Origin of the sequence: Erwinia oleae, assembly GCF_000770305.1 — a bacterium.
GTDB lineage: Bacteria > Pseudomonadota > Gammaproteobacteria > Enterobacterales > Enterobacteriaceae > Erwinia > Erwinia oleae.
Window position 1 is genome coordinate 22,785 of the sequence record NZ_JNVB01000027.1, and the last position, 23,961, is coordinate 46,745.

Annotated in this window: 20 protein-coding genes; 5 read left to right on the top strand and 15 right to left on the bottom strand. The window is 56.9% G+C overall.

Annotation, left to right across the window (positions count from 1 at the left end; genetic code table 11):
- Nucleotides 1-99 precede the first annotated feature (99 nt).
- From mazG to rlmD, 3 genes are read right to left on the bottom strand one after another with little or no spacing between them, the layout of a single operon-like run.
- Nucleotides 100-882 (bottom strand): nucleoside triphosphate pyrophosphohydrolase, encoded by a 783-nt coding sequence (mazG, locus tag GS12_RS10660; protein WP_034946718.1) that lies wholly within the window; start codon nucleotides 880-882, stop codon nucleotides 100-102.
- Nucleotides 883-902: 20 nt separating this feature from the next.
- Nucleotides 903-3,131 carry a GTP diphosphokinase gene (gene relA, locus GS12_RS10665; protein ID WP_034946721.1) on the bottom strand — a complete coding sequence of 743 codons (2,229 nt, stop codon included), beginning with the start codon at nucleotides 3,129-3,131 and terminating at the stop codon, nucleotides 903-905.
- A gap of 31 nt (nucleotides 3,132-3,162) precedes the next feature.
- The gene (gene rlmD / locus GS12_RS10670) at nucleotides 3,163-4,461 is read right to left on the bottom strand and encodes a 23S rRNA (uracil(1939)-C(5))-methyltransferase RlmD (RefSeq protein WP_034946724.1); all 1,299 of its coding nucleotides are present in this window, start codon (nucleotides 4,459-4,461) and stop codon (nucleotides 3,163-3,165) included.
- Between the two features lie 107 nt (nucleotides 4,462-4,568).
- Here rlmD and barA point away from each other — a divergent pair, with 107 nt between their 5' ends.
- A complete protein-coding gene (barA, locus tag GS12_RS10675; RefSeq protein WP_034946727.1) occupies nucleotides 4,569-7,295 on the top strand; it encodes a two-component sensor histidine kinase BarA in 2,727 nt (908 codons plus the stop codon).
- A 24-nt stretch (nucleotides 7,296-7,319) separates the two neighbouring features.
- Here the strand turns inward: barA and GS12_RS10680 are convergent, their stop codons facing one another.
- The 6 genes from GS12_RS10680 to GS12_RS10705 form a co-directional block, all read right to left on the bottom strand.
- Complete coding sequence (locus tag GS12_RS10680; protein WP_034946730.1) at nucleotides 7,320-8,462, bottom strand: glycerate kinase; 1,143 nt, start codon at nucleotides 8,460-8,462, stop codon at nucleotides 7,320-7,322.
- Nucleotides 8,463-8,535: 73 nt separating this feature from the next.
- Nucleotides 8,536-9,420, bottom strand: coding sequence for a 2-hydroxy-3-oxopropionate reductase (garR, locus tag GS12_RS10685; protein WP_034946733.1), 885 nt, complete (start codon nucleotides 9,418-9,420; stop codon nucleotides 8,536-8,538).
- A gap of 26 nt (nucleotides 9,421-9,446) precedes the next feature.
- The gene (gene garL / locus GS12_RS10690) at nucleotides 9,447-10,217 is read right to left on the bottom strand and encodes a 2-dehydro-3-deoxyglucarate aldolase (protein ID WP_034916641.1); all 771 of its coding nucleotides are present in this window, start codon (nucleotides 10,215-10,217) and stop codon (nucleotides 9,447-9,449) included.
- A 17-nt stretch (nucleotides 10,218-10,234) separates the two neighbouring features.
- On the bottom strand, nucleotides 10,235-11,581 hold the full coding sequence (gene gudD, locus GS12_RS10695) for a glucarate dehydratase (protein ID WP_034946736.1): 1,347 nt from the start codon (nucleotides 11,579-11,581) through the stop codon (nucleotides 10,235-10,237).
- Between the two features lie 24 nt (nucleotides 11,582-11,605).
- Nucleotides 11,606-12,943, bottom strand: a complete 1,338-nt coding sequence (locus GS12_RS10700) for an enolase C-terminal domain-like protein (RefSeq protein WP_034946739.1) — start codon at nucleotides 12,941-12,943, stop codon at nucleotides 11,606-11,608.
- A gap of 9 nt (nucleotides 12,944-12,952) precedes the next feature.
- Entirely contained in the window at nucleotides 12,953-14,299 is a 1,347-nt protein-coding gene (locus tag GS12_RS10705; RefSeq protein WP_034946742.1) for an MFS transporter, read from the bottom strand.
- Nucleotides 14,300-14,819: 520 nt separating this feature from the next.
- Between GS12_RS10705 and garD the strand changes: the two genes are divergently transcribed.
- Nucleotides 14,820-16,379 (top strand): galactarate dehydratase, encoded by a 1,560-nt coding sequence (gene garD / locus GS12_RS10710; protein ID WP_034946745.1) that lies wholly within the window; start codon nucleotides 14,820-14,822, stop codon nucleotides 16,377-16,379.
- Between the two features lie 39 nt (nucleotides 16,380-16,418).
- Here garD and GS12_RS10715 read toward each other — a convergent pair whose 3' ends face one another.
- The 4 genes from GS12_RS10715 to syd form a co-directional block, all read right to left on the bottom strand.
- Nucleotides 16,419-16,868 carry a flavodoxin gene (locus tag GS12_RS10715; RefSeq protein WP_034946748.1) on the bottom strand — a complete coding sequence of 150 codons (450 nt, stop codon included), beginning with the start codon at nucleotides 16,866-16,868 and terminating at the stop codon, nucleotides 16,419-16,421.
- A complete protein-coding gene (gene truC / locus GS12_RS10720; protein ID WP_034946751.1) occupies nucleotides 16,868-17,671 on the bottom strand; it encodes a tRNA pseudouridine(65) synthase TruC in 804 nt (267 codons plus the stop codon). The genes GS12_RS10715 and truC overlap by 1 nt, the downstream gene beginning before the upstream one ends.
- Nucleotides 17,671-17,997, bottom strand: coding sequence for a YqcC family protein (locus GS12_RS10725; protein ID WP_034916651.1), 327 nt, complete (start codon nucleotides 17,995-17,997; stop codon nucleotides 17,671-17,673). The genes truC and GS12_RS10725 overlap by 1 nt, the downstream gene beginning before the upstream one ends.
- Nucleotides 17,998-18,568: 571 nt before the next feature.
- A complete protein-coding gene (syd, locus tag GS12_RS10730; protein WP_034946754.1) occupies nucleotides 18,569-19,129 on the bottom strand; it encodes a SecY-interacting protein in 561 nt (186 codons plus the stop codon).
- Nucleotides 19,130-19,240: 111 nt separating this feature from the next.
- Here syd and queF point away from each other — a divergent pair, with 111 nt between their 5' ends.
- From queF to xni, 3 genes are all read left to right on the top strand, one after another.
- Nucleotides 19,241-20,086, top strand: a complete 846-nt coding sequence (queF, locus tag GS12_RS10735) for an NADPH-dependent 7-cyano-7-deazaguanine reductase QueF (protein WP_034916655.1) — start codon at nucleotides 19,241-19,243, stop codon at nucleotides 20,084-20,086.
- Nucleotides 20,087-20,256: 170 nt separating this feature from the next.
- Nucleotides 20,257-21,621, top strand: a complete 1,365-nt coding sequence (gene ppnN / locus GS12_RS10740) for a nucleotide 5'-monophosphate nucleosidase PpnN (protein WP_034916656.1) — start codon at nucleotides 20,257-20,259, stop codon at nucleotides 21,619-21,621.
- A gap of 41 nt (nucleotides 21,622-21,662) precedes the next feature.
- Nucleotides 21,663-22,448, top strand: coding sequence for a flap endonuclease Xni (xni, locus tag GS12_RS10745; RefSeq protein ID WP_034946757.1), 786 nt, complete (start codon nucleotides 21,663-21,665; stop codon nucleotides 22,446-22,448).
- Here the strand turns inward: xni and rlmM are convergent.
- Nucleotides 22,445-23,539 (bottom strand): 23S rRNA (cytidine(2498)-2'-O)-methyltransferase RlmM, encoded by a 1,095-nt coding sequence (rlmM, locus tag GS12_RS10750; RefSeq protein ID WP_034946760.1) that lies wholly within the window; start codon nucleotides 23,537-23,539, stop codon nucleotides 22,445-22,447. The genes xni and rlmM overlap by 4 nt on opposite strands.
- On the bottom strand, nucleotides 23,532-23,927 hold the full coding sequence (locus tag GS12_RS10755) for a DUF423 domain-containing protein (RefSeq protein ID WP_034916662.1): 396 nt from the start codon (nucleotides 23,925-23,927) through the stop codon (nucleotides 23,532-23,534). Before GS12_RS10755 ends, rlmM begins: the two co-directional genes overlap by 8 nt.
- Nucleotides 23,928-23,961 lie beyond the last annotated feature (34 nt).

Genomic DNA, 23,961 nt, shown 5'->3' on the forward strand with positions numbered 1-23,961 from the left:
GTTATGTGCCTGCCATCGCATTGACCACGCAGAGCGTACCGGACAACGCTCAGGCGTGGATTGACGCAAATCACACTTTTGTTGAATCGAGTCAGCGGTTTATTCCTGCGACTTAACCTGCTGCCACGCGGCTTCCATCTGCGCCAGCGAGGCGTTCTGCATCTCAAGCCCCTGCCCGGCAATAATGATCTCGACCTGACGAAAACGTCGTTCGAATTTGTCATTGGCTTTTTGCAGCGCGGTTTCCGCTTTGCTGCCGAGATGACGCGAGAAATTAACGGTAGCAAACAGCAAATCGCCAATCTCCTCTTCCAGTTTCTGCTCGTCAATGACGGCCTGCTGCGCCTCATGCATCACTTCGTCGATCTCTTCGTGTACTTTATCCAGCACCGGCCCAAGCGTATGCCAGTCAAAACCAACGGCGCTGCATCGCTTCTGAATTTTATGCGCACGCATCAGCGCGGGCAGCGCTCGGGGAATATCATCAAGCGCAGAGTGCTGGGCTTTTTCCGCCCGCTCGCTGCGCTTGATTCGCTCCCAGTTAGCCAGCACCGTTGCGCTGTCGTGCGCCTCAACATTGCCGAAAATATGTGGATGACGTCGCTCAAGCTTATCGCTGATGGCGTTACAGATATCATTAAAGTTAAAGCGCCCTTCTTCACTCGCCATCTGCGCATAAAACACCACCTGAAACAGCAGATCGCCGAGCTCGCCACGCAGATCGTCGAAGTCTTCCCGGCTGATAGCGTCCAGTACTTCATAGGTTTCTTCCAGCGTGTAGGGCGCGATGCTGGCGAAGGTCTGTTCACGATCCCACGGGCAGCCCTGCTGCGGATCGCGCAGCGTTTTCATGATGCCCAGCAGGCGATCGAGTGCGTTCATAGTCAATTTCCGAGCCTTAATTAATGCAATCTTTTCGCGTCGATAATGTCCGGCAGCTGGTTAAGTCGTGCCAGTACCCTGCCCAGCACCTGCTGGTTATAAATTTCGATATCCATATCAATGGTGGCAAGCTGCTTTTTGGTATCGCTGCGGCTGGATACACCCAGCACGTTAACCTTTTCATTCGCCAGAATGGTGGTGATATCACGCAACAGACCGCTGCGATCGTTGGCCGTCACCCGCACCACCAGCGAATAGCCGCTTGAGTAGCTCTCGCCCCATACGGCATCCACGATGCGCTCCGGCGCATGCGAAATCAGCTCGCTCAGCTGATCGCAGTCGGCGCGGTGGATGGAGATACCGCGCCCCTGGGTGATAAATCCAACAATATCGTCACCGGGGATCGGCTGGCAGCAGCGCGCGATGTGGTGCATCAGGTTGCCAACGCCTTCGACGACAACTTCACCACTCTCTTTGCTGCGCGGCGTATAAGATTTCTGCGTAAGCTGACGCAGCGCTTCGCGATCTTCCTCTTCCGCGCTGGGCTTGTTCAGTTTTGCCTGAAGGAAGTTACTCATCTGGTTGAGGCGAATATCGCCGCCGCCAATGGCCGCCAGCAGTTCATCCAGCGAGTTGACGTTATAGCGCGGCAGCAGCAGCTTTTCCGCCTCTTTCAGGTTGATATCGAGGTGATCCAACTCGCTGTCGAGGATCTGACGTCCGGCGGCGATGTTTTTATCGCGATCCTGCTTGCGGAACCAGGCGTGAATTTTTGAGCGCCCGCGACTGGTGGTGACGTAACCGAGGCTTGGATTCAGCCAGTCGCGGCTTGGGTTCGGCTGTTTCTGGGTGATGATATCGATCTGATCGCCCATCTGGAGCTGATAGGTAAAGGGCACAATGCGCCCGCCGATCTTCGCGCCGATGCAGCGATGACCGATATCACTGTGAATATGATAGGCAAAGTCGAGCGGCGTCGATCCGGCAGGCAGATCGACCACGTCGCCTTTTGGCGTAAACACATAAACCCTGTCGTCAAAGACCTGGCTGCGCACTTCGTCCAGCATTTCGCCGGAGTCGGCCATCTCTTCCTGCCACGCGATAAGCTTACGCAGCCAGGCGATGCGTTCTTCATGGCCGGACGCGCCACGCGCGCTGCCGGTGGTGGTGCCCTCTTTGTACTTCCAGTGCGCGGCAACCCCCAGCTCGGCGTCTTCATGCATCTGCCGGGTGCGGATCTGAATTTCAACGGTTTGACCTTTCGGCCCCAGTACCACGGTGTGAATCGACTGATAGCCGTTAGGCTTGGGATTGGCGACGTAGTCGTCAAATTCGCTCGGCAGATGGCGGTAGAGCGTATGCACAATTCCCAGCGCGCCATAACAGTCCTGGAGGCGCTCGGCAACGATGCGCACCGCGCGCACGTCGAACAGCTCGTCAAAGGTCAGCGATTTTTTCTGCATCTTGCGCCAGATGCTGTAGATGTGTTTCGGACGGCCGTACACCTCCGCCTTGACGCCCTCTTTCACCATCTCCGTGCGCAGGGAGGTGACAAAGGTTTCAATATACTGTTCGCGATCGATGCGGCGCTCATGCAGCAGTTTGGCGATGCGCTTATATTCGTCTGGGTGCAGGTAGCGGAAGCAGAAATCTTCCAGCTCCCACTTCAGCTGACCAATTCCCAGGCGGTTCGCCAACGGCGCGTAGATGTTGGTACACTCTTTCGCTGCCAGAACCCGCTCGTCTTCCGGCGCGTCTTTGACTTCGCGGAGGTGGGCAATGCGTTCGGCCAGCTTGATCACCACGCAGCGAAAGTCTTCAACCATCGCCAGCAACATCCGGCGAACGTTATCAACCTGCTCGGAAGCCATGGAATCGTTGTGGGTGGCCTTTAACTGACGAATGGCGTCCATATCGCGCACGCCGTGAACCAGCGAGACAATTGGCTTGCCAAACTTCTCTTCCAGTACCGTTTCGGAAACGACATCGCTGTTCGCCAGCGGAAAAAGCAGCGCCGCGCGCAGGCTTTCGCTGTCCATACTGAGCATGGAGAGGATCTCCACCATCTCCACGCCGCGCCACAGCAGCAGCGGCGCATCAGAATGATGGCGCGTGGCCTCTTCACAATAGCGCCAGGTATCGGCCAGTTGCTCACATGACTGCGGGCTTGATATGCCCAAACGGGCAATCCATTGGTCGAGCGCAAACTCGCCAGCCGTATTCAGATGTGCACTTCTTACCGCAACCATATTTTCTCCTGCGTCGTTCCCGGCGGGAAACTTATTGTCGGCTGAACAACACCATTGATTCGACATGCCCGGTGTGGGGGAACATATCAAGCAGCGCGACCCGCTCCAGCCGATAGCCCTCTGCCAGCAGCGTCTGGCAGTCACGGGCAAGTGTAGTCGGATTACAGGAAACATAGACCACGCGTTCGGGAGCAAGTTTAATAATATGCTGCATAACGCCTGCCGCGCCGGCGCGAGCCGGATCCAGTAATACCTTGTTGAAACCCTCCGCCGCCCACGGCTGAAGGGTGACATCTTCTTCCAGATTATGCTGATAAAAGAAGAGATTATTCATATTATTTAACGCTGCATTGTACGCACCCTTTGCAACTAATGCTGCAACCCCTTCGACACCCGTGACGTTTTCTGCAAGCGCTGCCGCTGGAAGCGAAAAATTTCCCATGCCGCAAAACAGATCCAGCAGCCGGTCATGAGGTTGTAAATCCAGCCACTGCAACGCCTGATGCACCATGCGCTGATTTAAAGCACCATTAACCTGAATAAAATCACGCGGGCTGAAGGTCAGTTTTATGTCATCCAGCATATAAAATGGCATATCGCCACTGACCTGCTCAAGCGTATCACTGTCCGGCGCCAGCCAAAGCGCAACGTGATGATTATGCGAAAAACGTTCCAGTTTTTGTCGATCTGGCTGGCTTAACGGAGCAAGATGGCGCAGCACCAGCAGCGGCCCGTTTTCTGCCTGTACCAGCTCGATGTGGCCCAGCCGCCGCACCGCCTCTAATTCGCTCAGCACCTGATGCAATGCGGGGATCAGCGCATTAAGTTCGGGCATCAAAACGGGGCACTGGGTAACAGAAACCAGATCGTTTGAGGCCGCCTGGCGAAAGCCCATTTGTAGCGTCTGGTGACGATAGTTCAACCCCAGCCGCGCACGGCGGCGGTAACCGTAAGGTTCGCCAGAAATAACGTCCGTCACCTTAGCTGCTCCGCCGAGCAGTCGCTCCAGCGCGTTAACCTTACTCTGCCGCTGAAGCGCGGGCGCTATGTGCTGCTGCTGACAGCCGCCGCACAGGGAAAAATGCGGGCAAACGGGCGTGACGCGCTGGTGGCTCACCGAAAGCAGCCGTTTAACGTTGCCGCGGGCAAAGCCGCGTTTCTCTTCTGTCAGTTCAATCTCTGCCCGCTCGCCTGGCAGCGCGCCGCTGATAAATATCACTTTTCCATTGTGCCGTGCGACCCCCTGACCCGCGCCGTCAAGGTCATTAACCGTCACAGTCATGATCTGGCGCGTCGTCACGCGCTTTTTTGCAGAGTAGAATTGCGCCATTATTCCGTTTGAACCCGTTCATTAAGAAAAACGCGCGTAGCCTACACCAGCGCTGGCATTAATTCGATACGAATAAGCGTGCAGGCTACGCATGCTTCAGGACGACTATGACCAAATATAGCCTGCGGGCACGAATGATGGTGTCGATTGTGGCGCCGACATTGATGATAGGGCTGCTGCTGAGTACTTTCTTTGTGGTACATCGCTATACCGAGCTACGCCATCAGTTGGTGGATGCGGGAGCAAATATTATCGAACCGCTGGCCGTTTCCAGCGAATATGGCATGACCTTTCACAATCGAACATCGATTCGTCAGCTTGTCAGCCTGCTGCATCGCCGCCATTCTGACATCGTACGGACCATTACCGTTTTTGATCTACAGAATCAGCTGTTCGTCACCTCAAACTATCATATCAGTCAGCAACGGTTGAGCCTGCATAAAGGTGAGGCAATACCCACCGCACTGACGGTTGAGCGGAAAGGCAATGCGATCATCCTGCGCACGCCTGTCATCCCGGAGAGCTATTTACCGGATGAGTCGCCGGGCGAAGATGCCAAACCAGGCGGTAATCCGCTGGGTTACGTGGCGATTGAGCTGGATTTACAGTCGATGCGCCTGCAACAGTATAAAGAAGTGTTTATCGCCACGATGCTGCTGCTGTTATGCCTGTGTATTGCCATTCTGTTCGCTTACCGACTGATGCGCGATGTGATCGGGCCGGTGCGGGATATGGTCAGCACCGTTGATCGTATCCGACGCGGCCAGCTTGACAGCCGCGTGGCGGGCCAGATGCCGGGCGAGCTGAATATGCTGAAAAACGGCATTAACTCGATGGCGATGTCGCTCACCGCCTATCACGAAGAGATGCAGCAGAATATCGATCAGGCGACGTCGGATCTGCGCGAAACCCTGGAGCAGATGGAGATCCAGAACGTCGAGCTGGATTTGGCGAAAAAACGCGCGCAGGAGGCGGCGCGCATTAAATCTGAGTTCCTGGCCAACATGTCTCACGAGCTGCGTACGCCGCTCAACGGCGTTATCGGCTTTACCCGTCAGACGCTGAAAACGTCGCTGAATGTGACCCAGCAGGATTACCTGCGCACCATAGAGCGTTCGGCGAATAATCTGTTAAGCATCATCAACGACGTACTCGACTTCTCTAAACTGGAAGCCGGAAAGCTGGTGCTGGAGAGTATTCCTTTCCCCTTACGCGCAACGCTGGATGAAGTTGTGGTGCTGCTGGCGCAGTCGGCGCATGAAAAAGGGCTGGAGCTGACCATCAGCTTTGCGCAGGGCGTGCCCGATAACGTGATTGGCGATCCGCTGCGCATGCAGCAGATTGTCGTCAACCTGCTGGGCAACGCGATCAAATTTACCGAGCAGGGCAATATTGATATTCGTGTTGAAAAACGCTCGCTGAGCAATAATCACGTAGAGCTTGAGGTGCAGATCCACGATACCGGCATTGGCATCTCGGAAAAACAACAGTCGCAGCTGTTTCAGGCGTTCCGCCAGGCCGACGCCAGCATCTCACGCCGCCACGGCGGCACCGGCCTCGGGCTGGTGATCACTCAGAAGCTGGTGAATGAGATGGGCGGTGAAATCTCGTTCCACAGCCGCCAGAACCACGGCTCGACCTTCTGGTTCACCATCAATCTTTCGCTGAACCCGAACGCGGCCCACGATCCGCGCGCAATGGCCTGTCTGCATGGCAAACGGCTGGCCTACGTTGAAACCAACGAGGCCGCCGCGAAGGCCACGCTGGAAATTCTCAGCGCGACGCCGATGGTTGTCAGCTACAGCACCACGCTCGCTGACCTGCCGGAAGAGAACTACGATGCGCTGCTGGTAGGCCTGCCGGTGGTCAATGCCTCAGAACGGGAGATCACCGCAGAGGAGCTGCTTCCTGCCCTGCAACGCGCTGACAACGTCATTCTGGCGCTACCGTGCCAGATGCAGGTTCATGCGGAAGCGCTCAAGGCGCGCGGCGTCAGCGCCTGCCTGATCAAACCGGTTTCACTGACCCGTCTGCTGCCGGTACTGATTGAGAATCATACGCGGGAAGCGGACGGCGCTCCGCTCCGGCAGCGTCTGCCGCTGACGGTGATGGCGGTGGACGATAATCCGGCGAACCTCAAGCTGATCGGCGCGCTGCTGGAGGAGCAGGTAGAAAATATTGTGCTGTGCGACAGCGGCAAAGCGGCTATTGAGCAGGCGAAAGCGCGGGATCTGGATATTATTTTGATGGATATTCAGATGCCGGAAATTGATGGTATCCGCGCCAGCGAAATGATTCGTGCGTTTTCACATCACGTCACCACGCCGATTGTCGCCGTGACGGCGCACGCGCTGGACGGGGAGAAAGAGAAACTGATTAAAGCCGGGATGAATGACTATCTGGCGAAGCCGATTGATGAAGCAAAACTGGGCCATCTGCTGGCGCGTTATCTGCCCGGCGTCAGGCCCATCACGGTAAAAACACCCGATCTTTCCGCCTCGCTGGACTGGGATTTGGCGCTGCGCCAGGCCGCCAATAAACCTGATCTGGCGCGGGATCTGTTACAAATGCTGGTCGATTTCCTGCCTGAAGTCCATGCCCTTGTTGAGCGCTATATTGCGGAAGACGACGCCATCGGCCTGCGTGACATCATTCACAAACTTCACGGCAGCGCCAGCTACAGCGGCGTACCGCGCATGAAGCAACTGTGTCAGCAGTTGGATCAAAGCCTGCGAATGAATGCGCAGATTGCGGACAGCGAACCGGAGCTTTTCGAGCTGCTTGATGAGATAGAAAATGTCGCCAGGCTGGCGAAGGAGAGGCTGCGTTGCTAGCGGGCATTGCGCCCGCCGTTTTCATTATTTCAGCGACCGGCCGATGGACAGCGACGCGGCGATATTCCGTGCGGTCATGCGGACGTTTTCGCCGGCATTTTCCAGCGCCTCTTCCAGCGTACAGATGCTGTAGATCACGCTGAACACCGCGTCAAGCCCGTGCTGATGCACCACCGCCACATCGTCAGTCAGGCTGCCGGCAATACCGATAACCGGCACGCCGTAACGCTTCGCCACCTTCGCCACGCCGATAGGCACCTTGCCGTGAATGGTCTGGCTGTCGATGCGCCCTTCGCCAGTGATCACCAGCGAGGCGTCTTTCACCAGCTCATCCAGCCCCAGCGCTTCGGTGACGATCTCAATGCCGCGTCGCAGTTCAGCATGGCAAAATGCATGCAGCGCCACGCCCATTCCGCCGGCCGCGCCGCCGCCAGGAACCGACAGCACGTCGATATCCAGATCGCGACGGATCACTGCGGCATAATGTGCAAGCGCATCGTCAAGCTGCTTCACCCGCTCCGGCGACGCCCCTTTTTGCGGGCCGAAAACGGCGGAAGCGCCCTCTTTACCCAACAGCGGGTTGGTAACATCGCAGGCCACCTCAAACCGGCAGTGTGGGATGCGTGGATCAAACTCGCTGAGATCGATACTCTCCAGCTGCGGCAGCGCGCCGCCGCCGTAGCCAATCTGGCTGCCCTGCTTGTCCAGCAGCTTTGCGCCGAGCGCCTGCACCATGCCCGCGCCGCCGTCGTTAGTGGCGCTGCCGCCAATGCCGATAATAAAGTGCTCCACGCCCTTATCCAGCGCGTCGCGGATCAGTTCGCCGGTGCCCCAGGAGGTGGTGATTTGTGGATCGCGGCGCGAAGCAGGAACCAGCTCCAGCCCGCTTGCCGCCGCCATCTCAATAAACGCGCAGCTTTTATCACCGGACAGACCGTAAAAAGCGTCCACCGGTTCGCCCAGCGGGCCGGTCACGCTGAGTCGCACCTGCGTGCCGCCAGTCGCGGCCACCATCGCTTCCACCGTTCCCTCGCCGCCGTCCGCCACCGGAAGCCGGACGTACTGTGCATCGGGAAAGATCTCACGAAAACCCTGTTCAATCTGTGCGGCGACCTGCTGCGCAGACAAACTTTCTTTATATGAATCCGGGGCGATCACTATTTTCATACATTATCCGGGCGCTGTTGACCGGTCTGGGCCGGTGATGCAGAGTCCGGCCCGGACGGGCCGGAACACGGAACTATCTGGTGATATCGATTTTGGCTAATTTTTCATAATAGCAAGCCAGCGCACTGTGATCCGCCGACCCTAATCCATCAGCCCGCAGCGCCTGCATCATCTCCATTACCGCCGCCGTCAACGGCAGCTGCGCGCCGACGCCGTGCGAGGTATCCAGCGCGTTAGCCAGATCTTTAATATGCAGATCGATACGGAAACCGGGTTTGAAGTTACGATCCATCACCATCGGCGCTTTGGCATCCAGTACGGTACTGCCGGCCAGGCCGCCGCGAATGGCCTGATAAACCAGATCCGGGTTAACGCCCGCTTTCGTCGCCATCGTCAGCGCTTCGGACATGGCGGCAATGTTCAACGCCACGATCACCTGATTAGCCAGCTTGGTGACGTTACCCGCACCGATATCACCAGTGTGAACGACCGATCCCGCCATCGATTTCATGATGTCATAACACTTATCGAACAGTTCTTTGTCGCCGCCCACCATCACCGACAGCGTACCGTCAACGGCCTTGGGTTCGCCGCCGCTCACTGGCGCATCCAGCAAACCCACATTCTTTTTCGCCAGTTCCGCATGAATTTCGCGGCTGGCCAGCGGCGCAATAGAACTCATATCAATGACAATAGTACCCGGCTTCGCGCCGTCGATAACACCGTTTTCACCCAGCACCACCTCTTTCACCTGCGGCGAATTGGGCAGCATGGTGATGATAATATCGCTCTGCTCTGCCACGGCTTTAGCGCTGTCGGCAGCAATCGCGCCAGCGCTGACCAGTTCTGCCACGCTCTCCGGATTGTGGTCGCGCACCACTAATGAGTAGCCCGCTTTAATCAGATTTTTACTCATGGGTTTGCCCATGATGCCAAGGCCAATAAAACCAATTTTCATCCTGTCTCTCCTGTCATAGTTGCGGATTATTTTTTGAATCGATCGCACAGCGTTTGGGTGGCGTTGCGGAAAACGCCCAGATCGCTGCCGACGGCGACAAAACCCGCGCCCCATTCAAGGTAACGGCGGGCATCGGCTTCAACCGGTGCGAGGATGCCGCTCGGCTTACCGGCGGCTTTCGCGCGTTCAAAAATGTACTGGATCACCTTCAGTACTTCAGGATGCGCCGGCTGGCCCAGGTAGCCCAGTGCGGCAGAAAGATCGCCAGGGCCGACAAAAATGCCGTCCACGCCCTCAACCGCGGCGATAGCGTCAATGTTATCGACGGCTTGCTGCGTTTCGATCTGCACCAGCACGGTGATGTTGTCGTTAACGGTGCCGTTATAGTCAGGCACGGTGCCGTACATGTTGCTGCGGTGCGACACGGAAACGCCGCGAATGCCCAATGGCGGATAGCGGGTTGATGCGACGGCGCGTACGGCTTCCTCTTCCGTTTCAACGAACGGGATCAGGAAGTTTGAAAAACCGATATCCAGCAGACGCTTGATGATCACCGGTTCATTGGTCGGCGGACGCACTACCGGCGCGCTGACGCTGCCCTTCAGCGCCATCAGCTGCGGCAAAAAGGTGGTGATATCGTTCGGCGCGTGCTCGCCGTCGAGAACAAGCCAGTCAAATCCGGCCAGCCCCAGGACTTCAGTAGTGATCGGATTTGCCAGCGCACACCAGCTCCCGATCAGCGTTTCTCCGGCCAGCAGGCGCTGGCGAAAGCTGTTTGGATTACTTACATAGCTCATCAGTGACTCCTAAAAAATTAGCGCACCAGACATGGGCGTTTATTGTCGAAGGTCCAGTTTGGCACCAGAAACTGCATGGCCTGCGCGTCATCGCGCGCGCCAAGCCCGTGTTGTTGATAGAGCTGGTTGGCTTTCATCACCTGATCCATATCCAGCTCAACGCCCAGCCCGGGTTTCTGCGGCACCTGTACCATGCCGCCTTTAATTTGCAGCGGCTCGCGGGTCAGGCGCTGATTACCCTCCTGCCAGATCCAGTGCGTATCGATAGCGGTGATATCGCCTGGCGCAGCGGCGGCAACGTGGGTAAACATCGCCAGTGAAATATCGAAATGGTTATTGGAGTGCGAGCCCCAGGTGAGACCGAACGCGTGACACATCTGCGCCACGCGAACGGAGCCCTGCATGGTCCAGAAATGCGGGTCCGCCAGCGGAATGTCGACGGACTGTAGAGATAAAGTATGGCCCATCTGCCGCCAGTCGGTGGCAATCATATTGGTGGCGGTTGGCAGGCCGGTTGCCCGGCGGAACTCGGCCATCACCTCGCGGCCGGAGTAGCCCTGCTCGGCGCCGCACGGATCTTCTGCGTAGGCCAGCACGCCTTTCAGCTGTTTGCCCAGTCCGATCGCCTCTTCCAGCGACCACGCGCCGTTAGGATCGAGCGTCACGCGCGCCTGTGGGAAACGCTTCGCCAGCGCGGTCACGGCTTCCGCCTCTTCGCTGCCGGCCAGCACGCCACCTTTCAGTTTGAAATCGTTGAAGCCGTATTTTTCGTAAGCCGCTTCCGCCAGCCGCACCACCGCCTCCGGCGTCAGCGCTTCTTCATGGCGCAGGCGATACCAGTCGCAGGCCTCGTCCAGCTGGCTTTGGTACTCAAGCGACGTTTTGCGACGGTCGCCCACATAGAAGAGATAACCGAGCATTTCCACGCGATCGCGATCGCGCTGTTGCCCCTCGCCCAGCAGCGAGGCCACGTTGACGCCAAGATGCTGCCCGAGCAGATCCAGCAGCGCCGCTTCGATGCCGGTCACCACGTGAATAGTGGTGCGTAAGTCGAATGTCTGGTTACCGCGGCCACCTGAATCGCGGTCGGCGAAGGTGGCCCGCACGTGGTTGAGCAGGTTCTTATATTCACCCAGCGAATGGCCGACAATCAGCAAGGCCGCCTCCTCAAGCGTTTTGCGGATCTTCTCGCCGCCGGGTATCTCACCAACGCCGGTGTGGCCTGAGTTGTCTTTAATCATTACGATATTGCGGGTGAAGAATGGCGCATGCGCGCCGCTGAGGTTGAGCAACATACTGTCGCGGCCCGCAACGGGAATGACCTGCATTTCTGTGACCTTCGGGGTGGAACTTGTCTGACTCATGATTTTTTCCTTATATCCTGTGGGTCAGCGTCCGAAAGCTGGCCGTCTGCGATCGAATGTCCAGCCGGGAACGAGGTACTGCATCGCCGTCGCGTCGTTCCGCGAGCCGCCGGGCAACGTTTTGTAAAGCGCATGCGCCTGTTCAATCCGCTCCCAGTCCAGCTCCACGCCCAGCCCCGGCGTGTCGGGCACGGCGATCTTGCCGTTGCGGATTTGCAGCGGTTCGCGGGTCAGGCGCTGATCGCCCTCCTGCCAGATCCAGTGCGTATCAATCGCCGTTGGCTTGCCCGGTGCGGCGGCGCCAACGTAGGTAAACATCGCCAGCGAGATATCGAAATGGTTATTGGAGTGGCATCCCCAGGTCAGCCCCCAGTCATCACACAGCTGTGCCACGCGCACCGCGCCGCTCAGCGTCCAGAAGTGCGGGTCAGCCAGCGGAATATCGACGGCGTTGAGCATCACCGCATGGTTCATTTCCCGCCAGTTGGTGGCGATCATATTGGTGGCGACCGGCAGGCCGGTTGCGCGGCGAAATTCGGCCATGACTTCGCGTCCCGAATAGCCCTGCTCGGCACCGCACGGATCTTCGGCGTAGGTCAATACGCCATGCAGGTCTTTGCAGAGGGCGATCGCTTCATCCAGATGCCAGGCGCCGTTAGGATCGACGGTGATGCGCGCGTCCGGGAAGCGTTTCTTCAGCGCCTTCGCCGCATCAATCTCCTGCTCGCCCGGCAGCACGCCGCCTTTAAGTTTAAAGTCTTTGAAGCCGTATTTATCCTGCGCCGCCTCGGCCAGACGAACCACCGCCGCGCTGTCCATCGCCTTTTGATGGCGCAGGTGGTACCAGTCGTGCGTCGCCGCTTCGCCCGTCAGATAGGGCAGATCGGTTTTTTCGCGATCGCCGATGTAGAACAGGTAGCCGAGCACCGTCACCTCATCGCGCTGCTTGCCGGGGCCGAGCAGTTCAGCCACCGGCACATTCAGGCACTGGCCCAGCAGGTCAAGCAGCGCCGCTTCCAGCGCGGCCACGGCGTTCACCCGCAGTTCGAAAGTCCAGGCGCCTTTGCCGAAGGTATCGAAATCGGCAGACTGATTTCCCTTATGCACCGTCTGCACCAGCCGGTTCATGCGGGCAATCTCCTGCCCCTTCACTTGCGGAACAGCCTCCGTCAGCGTGCGGTAGATGGTTTCGCCACCCGGCGCTTCGCCCACCCCGGTATGCCCGGCGCTGTCCGTCAGCACCACGATATTGCGGGTGAAATACGCGCCGTGTGCACCGCCGATATTCAGCAGCATGCTATCGTGCCCGGCTACCGGAATGACCTTCATATCAGTGATAACCGGACTGCTTTGCGTCGTCATAACTCGTCCTTACAGAGATTTCAGTTCGATACGTTTGATGTCACGCACCAGCACCAGGTAGCTCAGTACGGCAACGAACGCGTGAATACCCACGTAGATCAACGCCCCGTTATAAGAACCTGTTGTCGCAATGATGTAGCCGATAGCGATGGGCGTGATGATGCCGGAAGCATTACCAAACATGTTGAACAGACCGCCGCTGAGGCCGCTGATCTCTTTGGGCGCCGTATCGGCCATCACCGCCCAGCCCAGCGCGCCGATGCCCTTACCGAAGAAGGCCAGCGCCATAAAGAACACCACCACCCATTCGGTATCAACGTAGTTACATACCACCATGGAGATGGAGAGCAGCATACCCAGCACAATCGGCGTTTTACGGGCGATATTCAGCGAGCCGGTTTTACGCATCAGCCAGTCGGAGATAACGCCGCCCAACACACCGCCGAGGAAACCGCAGACGGCCGGGATCGACGCAACAAATCCCGCTTTCAGGATCGACATGCCGCGCGCCTGCACCAGGTAAACCGGAAACCAGGTGATAAAGAAGTACGTCAACGCATTAATGCAGTACTGACCCAAATAGATGCCCAGCATCATGCGTGAACTGACCAGCTGTTTGATCTGATGAATCCTTTCGCCCCAGCCTGTTTTGCGCTCTTCCGCCTTGCGCTGGTCCATATTGATCAGGGCGCCGCCTTGCTCCATGTACTCCAGCTCGGCCTGATTGACACCGGGATGGTCGTTTGGATCGTGAATGGCCTTCAGCCAGATAAAACTGATGATGATGCCCAGACCGCCCATGAACCAGAAGACGTGCGCCCAGCCCACGGCGGAGGTCAGCCAGCCCATGATGGGCGCGAAAATAACCGTGGCGAAGTATTGTGCGGAGTTGAAGATTGCCACAGCGGTGCCGCGCTCCTGCGCCGGAAACCAGGCGGCAACAATGCGGCTGTTACCGGGGAAGGAAGGCGCTTCGGCCAGGCCGACGAGGAATCGCAGCATAAAAAGCACGGCAACGATGGTGAAACCTTCGAAAAGGTCGACAAATCCCTGTAACAGCGTAAACAGCGACCAGAGGAAGATGCTCCAGAAATAGACGCGTTTGGAGCCGAAGCGGTCGAGCAGCCAGCCTCCGGGGATCTGCCCTATCACGTAGGCCCATGAGAATGCAGAAAAGATATAGCCAAGCCCTACCGGGTCAAGACCTATCTCTTTGGACATCGCGGAGCCGGCAATAGCGATGGTCGCGCGATCGCCGTAGTTGAAAGAGGTGACGATAAATAACATCACCACTATCCAGTAGCGAGCATTAGTTTTTTTTTGCACGACGCTCGCGGTACTGCTGGTTGAATTCATGATGCACTCCTGAAATATAGCGGTCAGCTATTTTCACTCTGAACTGCATACACATCGCGTTGGGTATCAGAATGACATAGGGTTAAACACAGCGATTATTTTGCAGAATAGTCGTTACGCCACGTGGAATAACTTATCGTTCCGTTCGTTAAAAAGTATAAAAACCGCCGCATGCAATGGCATCGGAAAATAGCCCTATATATCCGCTCACTTAGCCGCAATTTTATGGCATATGCACATGACATTGCGTACTGGCTCACGCTTCGCCAGTGTTCTGTGGCAAGGGTCACACTCTTTTCGCTTATCCCTCTTCTTTGTGAGCACTCTCACTAATAACTGGTCGTATGCCACAAAAGATACTTTCTCAGCCAGTTGATATCAGACAATTGCATAATGTGTTTGCCCCTGCCGCCTTCTATACTGATCCCAGCAGAACACGTCATTACATCACAATAATTAAAATGCTTTCGTTATTCAGAAAAACGTCCCTTTCTATCATTCAGTCAGGACATAGTGAGCAATGAACACTCCCGGAAACGATTCACCTCTGTATATAAAGGTGCATGAAAACGATAACGTCGCCATTGTCGTAAATAACAATGGGCTGACGGCGGGCACAGCATTTTCATGTGGTCTGGTATTAAAAGAGCATATTCCCCAGGGGCACAAAGTTGCCTTATCTGATATAGCTAAAGGCGCCGATATTATTCGCTACGGCGAAGTTATTGGTTACGCGCTGCGCGATATTGCGCGTGGTTGCTGGATTGATGAATCTCTGGTTATTTTGCCGGAAGCGCCCGATTTGGCCAGCCTGCCGCTGGCAACTGCCGTTCCGCCCGCGCTTGAGCCGCTGAAAGGCTATACCTTTGAGGGCTATCGCAACGCCGACGGCAGCGTCGGCACGCGAAATCTGCTGGCGATCACCACCAGCGTGCACTGTGTGGCGGGCGTGGTCGATCACGTGGTGAAAATCATTGAACGCCAACTGCTGCCCAACTATCCCAACGTGGACGGCGTAGTGGCGCTGAACCATCTCTACGGCTGTGGCGTGGCGATCAACGCGCCTGCCGCCGTGGTGCCTATCCGCACCATTCATAATCTTGCGCTGAACCCCAATTTTGGCGGTGAAGTAATGGTGGTCGGTTTGGGCTGTGAAAAACTCCAGCCGGAACGGCTGCTGGAGGGCACGCCTGACGTGCAGGCTATTTCGCTGGACGACAGCGATATCGTCCGTCTTCAGGATGAAAAACACGTTGGTTTTGAGTCAATGATCGACGATATTCTTCAGGTCGCCGAACGTCATCTTCAGCGTCTTAATCAGCGTAAACGCGAAACGGTGCCTGCCTCGGAACTCGTTGTCGGTATGCAGTGCGGCGGCAGCGACGCATTCTCCGGCGTGACCGCCAATCCTGCCGTTGGCTTCGCCTCGGATCTGCTGGTGCGCTGCGGCGCCACGGTGATGTTTTCAGAGGTAACGGAGGTGCGCGATGCGGTGCACCTGCTGACGCCGCGCGTGGTGGACGAAGCAACCGGCAAACGGCTGCTGGAAGAGATGGCCTGGTATGACGACTATCTGAACATGGGTAAAACCGACCGCAGCGCCAATCCGTCGCCGGGAAACAAGAAAGGCGGACTGGCGAACGTGGTGGAGAAAGCGCTGGGTTCAATTGCCAAGTCCGGCCGCAGCGCCATTGCGGAAGTGCTTTCGCCCGGTCAACGCCCGACAAAACGTGGGCTGATATACGCAGCCACCCCCGCCAGCGATTTTGTCTGCGGTACGCAGCAGATGGCCTCTGGCATTACGCTCCAGGTATTCACTACCGGGCGCGGAACGCCTTATGGCCTGGCGGCCATTCCGGTAATTAAAATGGCGACGCGCAGCGCGCTGGCCGATCGCTGGCACGATCTGATGGATATCAATGCGGGCACCATCGCCACCGGCGAGGAGACGATTGAGCAGGTTGGCTGGCGGTTGTTTGAGCTGATTCTGGATATTGCCAGCGCCCGTAAGGAGACCTGGTCCGATCGCTGGGGGATTCATAACGCGCTGGCGGTGTTCAATCCGGCGCCCGTCACCTGATAAACCGCCGCCCCGACGACAACCTCGGGGCGGCCTGTTTCACTCTAACAGCGTCGCCCACGCTTCTATCCAGGGTGAGGTGACCTCTTCCGGCTCCGGGTTTTCCGCCGCATCCACCGTTAATACGTCGCCCAGGCGCGTGGCGCCGTGTTCCTGAAGCAGCGCATCGAATTTTTTACCGCCGCCGCAAAAGTGATCGTAGCTGCTGTCGCCAAGCGCGATGATGCCGTAGCGCAGCGTCGGCTGATGACCCAGTTTGTCATGAATATCGCGAAACAGCGGCGCAATGCTGTCCGGCAGCTCGCCCTGCCCGGTGGTTGATGTGACCACCAGCGCAACGTGTTCGGCATAGCGTTGCCAGTCATCAAGCGTTGGATCTTCAAAAATTTTTACCTGATGTCCCCGATCTGCCAGCAGCGGCTCCGCTTCTTCTGCAACCAGCAGCGCGTTGCCGTACATTGTGCCAACAAATATGCCTACCTGAGCCATTACCTTTCCTCTTCAACCTGCGCGTTTACCGATGCACTATCCTGAATGCTGTCTGACGCAAACTCAACCCCGGCAACATCAGGGAGAACGTGCCGCCAGCCAAACTGCGCGATCGCATTCTGCCATACGGCGTCCATTCCGGCGCGAAGGACCAGCGGCTCGCCGGTGACCGGATGGTTCAGCCGCAGCTCGCTGGCATGCAGCATCAGTCGATCCATGCCAAAATTTGCCGCCGCGCTGCGGTTCTGGCGCAGATCGCCGTGCGCACTGTCGCCGATAATCGGGTGGCGGAGATGCGACATATGACGGCGCAGCTGGTGCTTGCGGCCCGTTTCCGGCTCAAGCGCCATCAGCGTAAAGCGTGATGTGTCGTAACGGCTCACCGCAACGGGAAGCTCCGCCGTCGCCAGCGAACGCCAGCGCGTGACCGCTGGCTGCGGTGCTTTTTCCGGCTGGCTGAATTTGTCTGCGATTTTATCCAGCTCTTCGGTCAGATCGTATGAGAGCCGCTCCTCGCCGTTGAGCCAGCCTCTGACCACCGCGTGGTAGGTTTTTTGCAGCTGATGCTGCTCAAACTGCGTGGAGAGCAGGCGCGCGACTTCGCCCGACAAGCCCATCAGCAGCACGCCGGAGGTGGGACGATCGAGCCGGTGAACGGTGAAAACGTGTTGACCTATCTGGTCGCGTACCGTCTGCATTACAAAGACTTTTTCGTGGCGATCCAGCCAGCTACGATGCACCAGCCACCCAGAGGGCTTATTCACCGCTACCAGCCAGCGATCCTGATAAATGATTTCCAGCATCAGCCGTTCGACTCAAAAAGTTGGTCGAGCTGATTCAGCGCGTGCAGCAGCTTTGCGCGTCCGGGCACGGCGCCTTCCAGCGCCATTTCATAGTAGGGGGCGATGGCGAGTTTTTCAGGCAGGGGCGAACCCGCATCCAGCAGCGCCTGCATTCGTGGCAGAAAAACCCATTGCAGCCACTGCTCTGGCATCATGGTATCCACGCAAAAAGGCTCCTGACTTTCAAAGGCCGTGCTGCCAGGTGCGCAGGATTGCCAGAGGCCCGTGTCGTGCAGCACCTCTGCAATCGCCAGTAAGCGCGTCTGTACCTCTTCTGTGCGGATCATCAGATGTCTCCTGTTTCAGGTGTAGTAACGGTCACAAGCATAACATTCGCGGATGGCGCTGAGAAAAGTATGCACGAAAAAAGGGAGCACTGTGAAAACAGTGCTCCCGGTTCGTTTGCAGCTATCCGGCTACGTTAGTGCTCCCTGCTCGTCCTTGATAACTTTGTCCCTTGCGTCTTCCTTACAATTTCGCCATCCTGGCGAAGTCCCTGGCGTCCTGGCTCGCTGCCTATACTGGCAACTCTCATTCTCCATCCTGGAGGTGTCCCTGATCTCTTCCTGAGATATCCTTGCTTCTTCCTGAAGCCTGTCCCTGTATCATCTTCCCGATGTGTCCTGACTCATTCCATAAGTCACAGCATCCTTTCCGATGTCGCCTATTTTGACGGAAACGCATAACGAAACAATATAGCCGGGCAACGTAAAATGCGTAGTCGCAGGTTTAGTGCGCTGACCAGAAATATAATTTTTTGATTCATATCACATTTATCATTTTGGCTTACGCTATGTCCGATCGTTTAAAAGCGATCTCTTACAGACCATGTAAGAGATGTCTCACAAAAAGCGCAGGTTAAAATCTTACATCGCCCGCTGATGGCGTGAGCTCACGCAGGAAAACGTCGATCGTCGCCGCCAGAACGCTTCTTCTGTTGGTTCCCAGCGTTTCCTTAATCACCTCTCCGCTCAGATTACATACTGAGACAACATCCAGTTCAGACGTCAGCGTGCCGATAAAAAGCGTCGGTGAGTGTTTGAGCCGGCGCTTCATCAGCAGGTGCCCAATCAGATTTTCCTGCACGCGGACAAAGTCCTCTTCACTCCAGGTTTGCAGCAGCGTCACTCTCTCTCCGGCCAACTCAGCATGCATGTCACCGGCAAACTGCGTTGTGTACCAGGCCACAACCGAAGGCTGAAGGCGTATATCAAGCGCGCGCTCAACCGCATCCAGATTTTTTGCCAGCGTAAAAGGCTGCGGAAGCCAGTAAATCTCATCGGTCGTGGTGCTTTCAATACAGGGCGAAGGCACGCCAAAAAGTTCGCTGCTGGCAGGCGGATGCGCGCGCTCATGCTGCCATGCATCACAGTAGCGGCGGGTAAAATCGCTAAGGGCCTGAGCCGTTTCATCAATCATTATTTTTTCACTCTCTGCTGCCTGAGTTACACTAGGTTTACGCCAGCCCGGGACAGCACCGCCGGTCTGCCCTTTTTTTTGCCAGGCCCAGGCTGGCCATAAGAGAATACGATGTCTTCACAGAATTCGCATCAGGCGTTAAGCGGCCTGACGTTGGGAAAACCCACCGAATATCACGATACCTACCAACCCTCTTTACTCCAGGCGGTGCCGCGCAGCATGAATCGCGAGCCGCTTGGGCTTTTCCCGGAGAGCCTGCCGTTCCACGGCGCCGATATCTGGACCCTGTATGAACTCTCCTGGCTGAATGCCAACGGCCTGCCACAGGTCGCCCTGGGCGAAGTGACTCTGGACGCCAGCAGCCAGAATTTGATCGAATCAAAAAGCTTCAAGCTCTATCTTAACAGCTTTAACCAGACTCGTTTTGCCCATTGGGACGAGGTGCGCGCCACGCTGGAGCGTGACCTCCGCGCTTGTGCGCAGGGCGACATTAACGTTGAGCTGTTCTCTTTGCAGACGATCGAGGGGCAGCCCGTGGGCCATTTCGCCGGTCACTGTATTGACGCGCAGGATATCGCGATTGATAACTATCACTTCACCACCGACTATCTGGTTAACGCCACCCACCCGGAAAAGGTGGAAGAGCAACTGGTGAGCCACCTGCTAAAATCCAATTGCCTGATCACCAACCAGCCGGACTGGGGTTCGGTGCAGATTAGCTACAGCGGGCCGCGTATCGACCGCGAAGCGCTGCTGCGCTATCTGGTGTCGTTTCGGCATCACAATGAGTTTCATGAGCAGTGCGTGGAGCGGATTTTTAATGATATCCAGCGTTTCTGCCAGCCGGAGAGCCTCAGCGTTTATGCACGTTACACGCGTCGCGGCGGCCTGGATATCAACCCCTGGCGCAGCAACGGCGAGTTCAGCCCTGCGCGCTCGCGCCTGGCGCGTCAGTAAACGGGGCGTTTTTGCGTAGCGCTACGCATTGTTTATCACATCTGATATCTAATCTCGCTAAACACAACTATTCTGAGGACGGTTTATCCCGTCTCAGGGACATTTTATCTTCACGGCCTTTGCATCCGCCAGCCGTGAAGCGCCGCCCGGAGGGGCGTAAAGGAGTAGATTTGATTACACATATCAGCCCGCTGGGCTCAATGGATCTGCTTTCGCAGCTTGAAGTGGACATGCTTAAGCAAACGGCCAGCAGCGATCTGTACCAGCTTTTCCGTAACTGTTCTCTTGCCGTACTCAACTCCGGCAGCCAGACCGACAGCAGCCACGAGCTGCTTGCGCGCTACAAAAATTTTGACATCAACGTGCTGCGCCGCGAGCGCGGCGTTAAGCTTGAGCTGATCAATCCACCGGAAGAGGCCTTCGTTGACGGGCGCATTATCCGCTCGCTTCAGGCGAACCTGTTCGCAGTGCTGCGCGATATTCTGTTCGTGAATGGAAAGCTGAACGGCGCCAGCCAGGCGACGCACCTGAGCAGCGATGATTCAGTGCATATCACCAATCAGGTATTTTCCATTTTGCGTAACGCGCGCGCGCTTCACGTTGGTGAAGAGCCCAACACCGTGGTGTGCTGGGGCGGTCACTCCATCAACCCCGTGGAGTATCAGTACTGTCGTAACGTGGGTTCGCAGCTTGGCCTGCGCGAGCTGAATATCTGCACCGGCTGCGGGCCGGGCGTGATGGAAGCCCCCATGAAAGGCGCCGCCGTAGGTCATGCGCAGCAGCGCTATAAAGAAGGCCGCTTTATCGGTCTGACTGAGCCATCAATCATCGCGGCAGAACCACCGAATCCGCTGGTGAATGAGCTGATTATCATGCCGGATATTGAAAAGCGACTGGAAGCCTTTGTGCGCATCGCTCACGGCATTCTCATTTTCCCTGGCGGCGTCGGCACGGCGGAGGAACTGCTCTACCTGCTCGGCATTCTGATGAATCCACACAATAAGAATCAGGTGCTGCCGCTGATCCTTACCGGCCCGAAAGAGAGCGCTGACTACTTCCGCGTGATGGACGAGTTTATTGTGAGTACGCTGGGCGAAGCGGCGCGCAAGCATTACACCATCATCATTGACGACGCGGCAGAAGTGGCGCGGCTGATGAAAGACGCGATGCCGCGCGTAAAAGAGCATCGGCGGCAAACCGAGGACGCCTACAGCTTCAACTGGTCTATACGTATTTCGCCCGATCTCCAGATGCCATTTGTGCCAACGCATGAAAATATGGCTGACCTGAACCTTTATCCAAACCAGCCAGCGGAACGGCTTGCCGCCTCGCTGCGCAGGGCTTTTTCAGGCATCGTGGCCGGAAACGTGAAGGATGTCGGCATCAAAGCCATCAAAGAAAAAGGCCCTTACCAGCTGCACGGCGACTCTGACATGATGCGCCGCATGGACGATTTGCTACAGGGATTTGTCGCTCAGCATCGTATGAAGCTGCCGGGCACCGCGTATATTCCCTGCTACAAAATCATCAAGTAACCCTAACGGAGCGGCCAGCCGCTCCTTATCAGACGCTGCTTATGACTCTTCACCTGCTGATTGTTGATGCTCTTAATCTTATTCGCCGCATTCATGCGGTTCAGGGATCGCCCTGCCAACAGGCATGCGTGCATGCGCTACAGCAGTTGCTGATGCACAGCCAGCCCACCCACGCTGTGGCGGTATTTGACGACGAAGAGCGTCGCGAAGGCTGGCGGCATCGGCTGCTGCCTGACTACAAGGCCGGGCGAACGCCAATGCCCGATTCGCTGCAACAGGAGATGCCCGCGCTGCGCGCTGCGTTTGAAAGCGCGGGCGTGCGCTGCTGGCACAATGCCGGCGAAGAAGCGGACGATCTAGCCGCTACGCTGGCGACGAAGGTGGCGGAAAGCGGCCATCAGGCCACTATCGTTTCTACGGATAAGGGATATTGTCAGCTTCTGGCGCCGCAAATTCTGATCCGCGACTACTTTCAGAAACGCTGGCTGGACGTGCCTTTTATCGCCAGCGAATTTGGCGTGACGCCAGCACAGCTGCCGGACTTTTGGGGACTGACGGGCATCAGCAGCAGTAAAATTCCCGGCGTGCCGGGCATCGGCGCAAAAAGTGCTGCTGAGCTGCTGCAATCCTTTGGGTCGATTGAGGGTATTTACAAAAATATCCAGTCCGTACCAGAGAAATGGCGTAAGAAGCTGGAGCAGCATCGCGATGCGGCGCAGATCTGTCGGCAGGTCGCCACCCTAAAAACCGACCTGGCGCTGGAAGGAAACCTGAAGGATTTAAGATTGCCGCCCCCGCCCGCCGATCGAACGGGTTTACCGGACTAGTCGCGACGACCCGGCGAGGCGCTCCAGATGCGGCGGATATGCACCGTCACCTCTTCACGATCGTGATAGAGCTGCCGCGCCTGGATCTGCGCGTTGATGCCGTTGGCTTTCAGCTTCTCATCGATCATCGCCAGGTTCTGTGAAACCTCTTCATAGCGTTTTTTCATCGGCAGCTTAAGATTGAAAATGGTTTCGCGGCACCAGCCGTTTACCAGCCAGTCCGCCATCAGATTAGCCACGCGAACCGGTTTTTCCACCATATCGCACACCAGCCAGTAGATGTTGCTGCGCGTCGGACGGTATCTGAAACCATCTTCACGGTGATGGAAAACCTGCCCGGTATCCATCAGGCTCGGCGCCATCGGGCCGTTATCCACCGCGTGAACCATCATGCTGCGCTTCACTAACTGATAGGTCCAGCCGCCGGGGCAGGCGCCCAGATCCACCGCATACAGACCGCTGCCGAGGCGCTCTTCCCACTCATCGGCAGGCACGAAAACGTGAAAGGCCTCTTCCAGCTTCAGCGTGGATCGGCTTGGCGCATCGGCCGGGAATTTTAATCGCGGTATGCCCATAAAGAATGGCGAATTGTTTTGCGGCAGCGAGTAGCCCACATAGCAGTGGCCAGGGGCGATGAAAAAGACATGCACCACCGGGCGCTTATTGCTCTCATAGTTGAGCAGAACGCCCGCCGAACGCAGGCTGGCTCGTAGCGGAACGGTGAATTTACGGCAGAACTTCAGCAGCTCTTTGCTTTCATTGGTGTCCGGCACCTCAACGCGCAGTTCACCGCCTTTCTCTACCGCCCCGGTAAGCATCGCCACCACCGGCGTAATGCGATCCTCAGAAGGAAGATCGCGCAGCAGTTCGCCTACCACCAGCATCTGACGAGAAAAAATAAGCTGGCTGAACGGCAGCGTGGCAATCAGCTTTTCCGCCTCGCCGGGCTGATAACACTCAAAAAGCACATAGCCGGAATCGTCTTTAACACGCGCAAAACCGAAGATTTCCAGGGCGGCGGCACGGGCGGTAATTTCCGCCGCGCACTCTTTCTCAAAACCCTGGCGGCAATAGAGTAAAACCTTATTCATGACGTTCTGCCTTCTTTTTCAGACGCAGCGCGCCAACTAACATTAACAGCCAGCCCACCAGGAAACAGGTGCCGCCGACGGGTGTTACGTACACCCACAATTTAAGATGAGACAGCGCCAGACAATAAAGGCTGCCGCTAAAAAGCACCGTTCCCAGCGCGAGCAGCGCGCTGCTCCAGTAAAACCAGATATTGGCGCGCCGCAGCATGGCGGCAGCCAGCCCGATAATCGCCAGCGTATGGAAGCCCTGATAGTCCAGACCGGTTTTCAACCAGGCCATCTCAGTTGGCCCCAGAGACTTACTCAATACATGAGCGCCAAACGCGCCCAGCATGACAAACACCAGCCCGCTAATCGCTGAAAAAACCAGCATTGCACGACTCGACATCACCGTCATCCTCTATGGTGGTACGCGCCGCCTC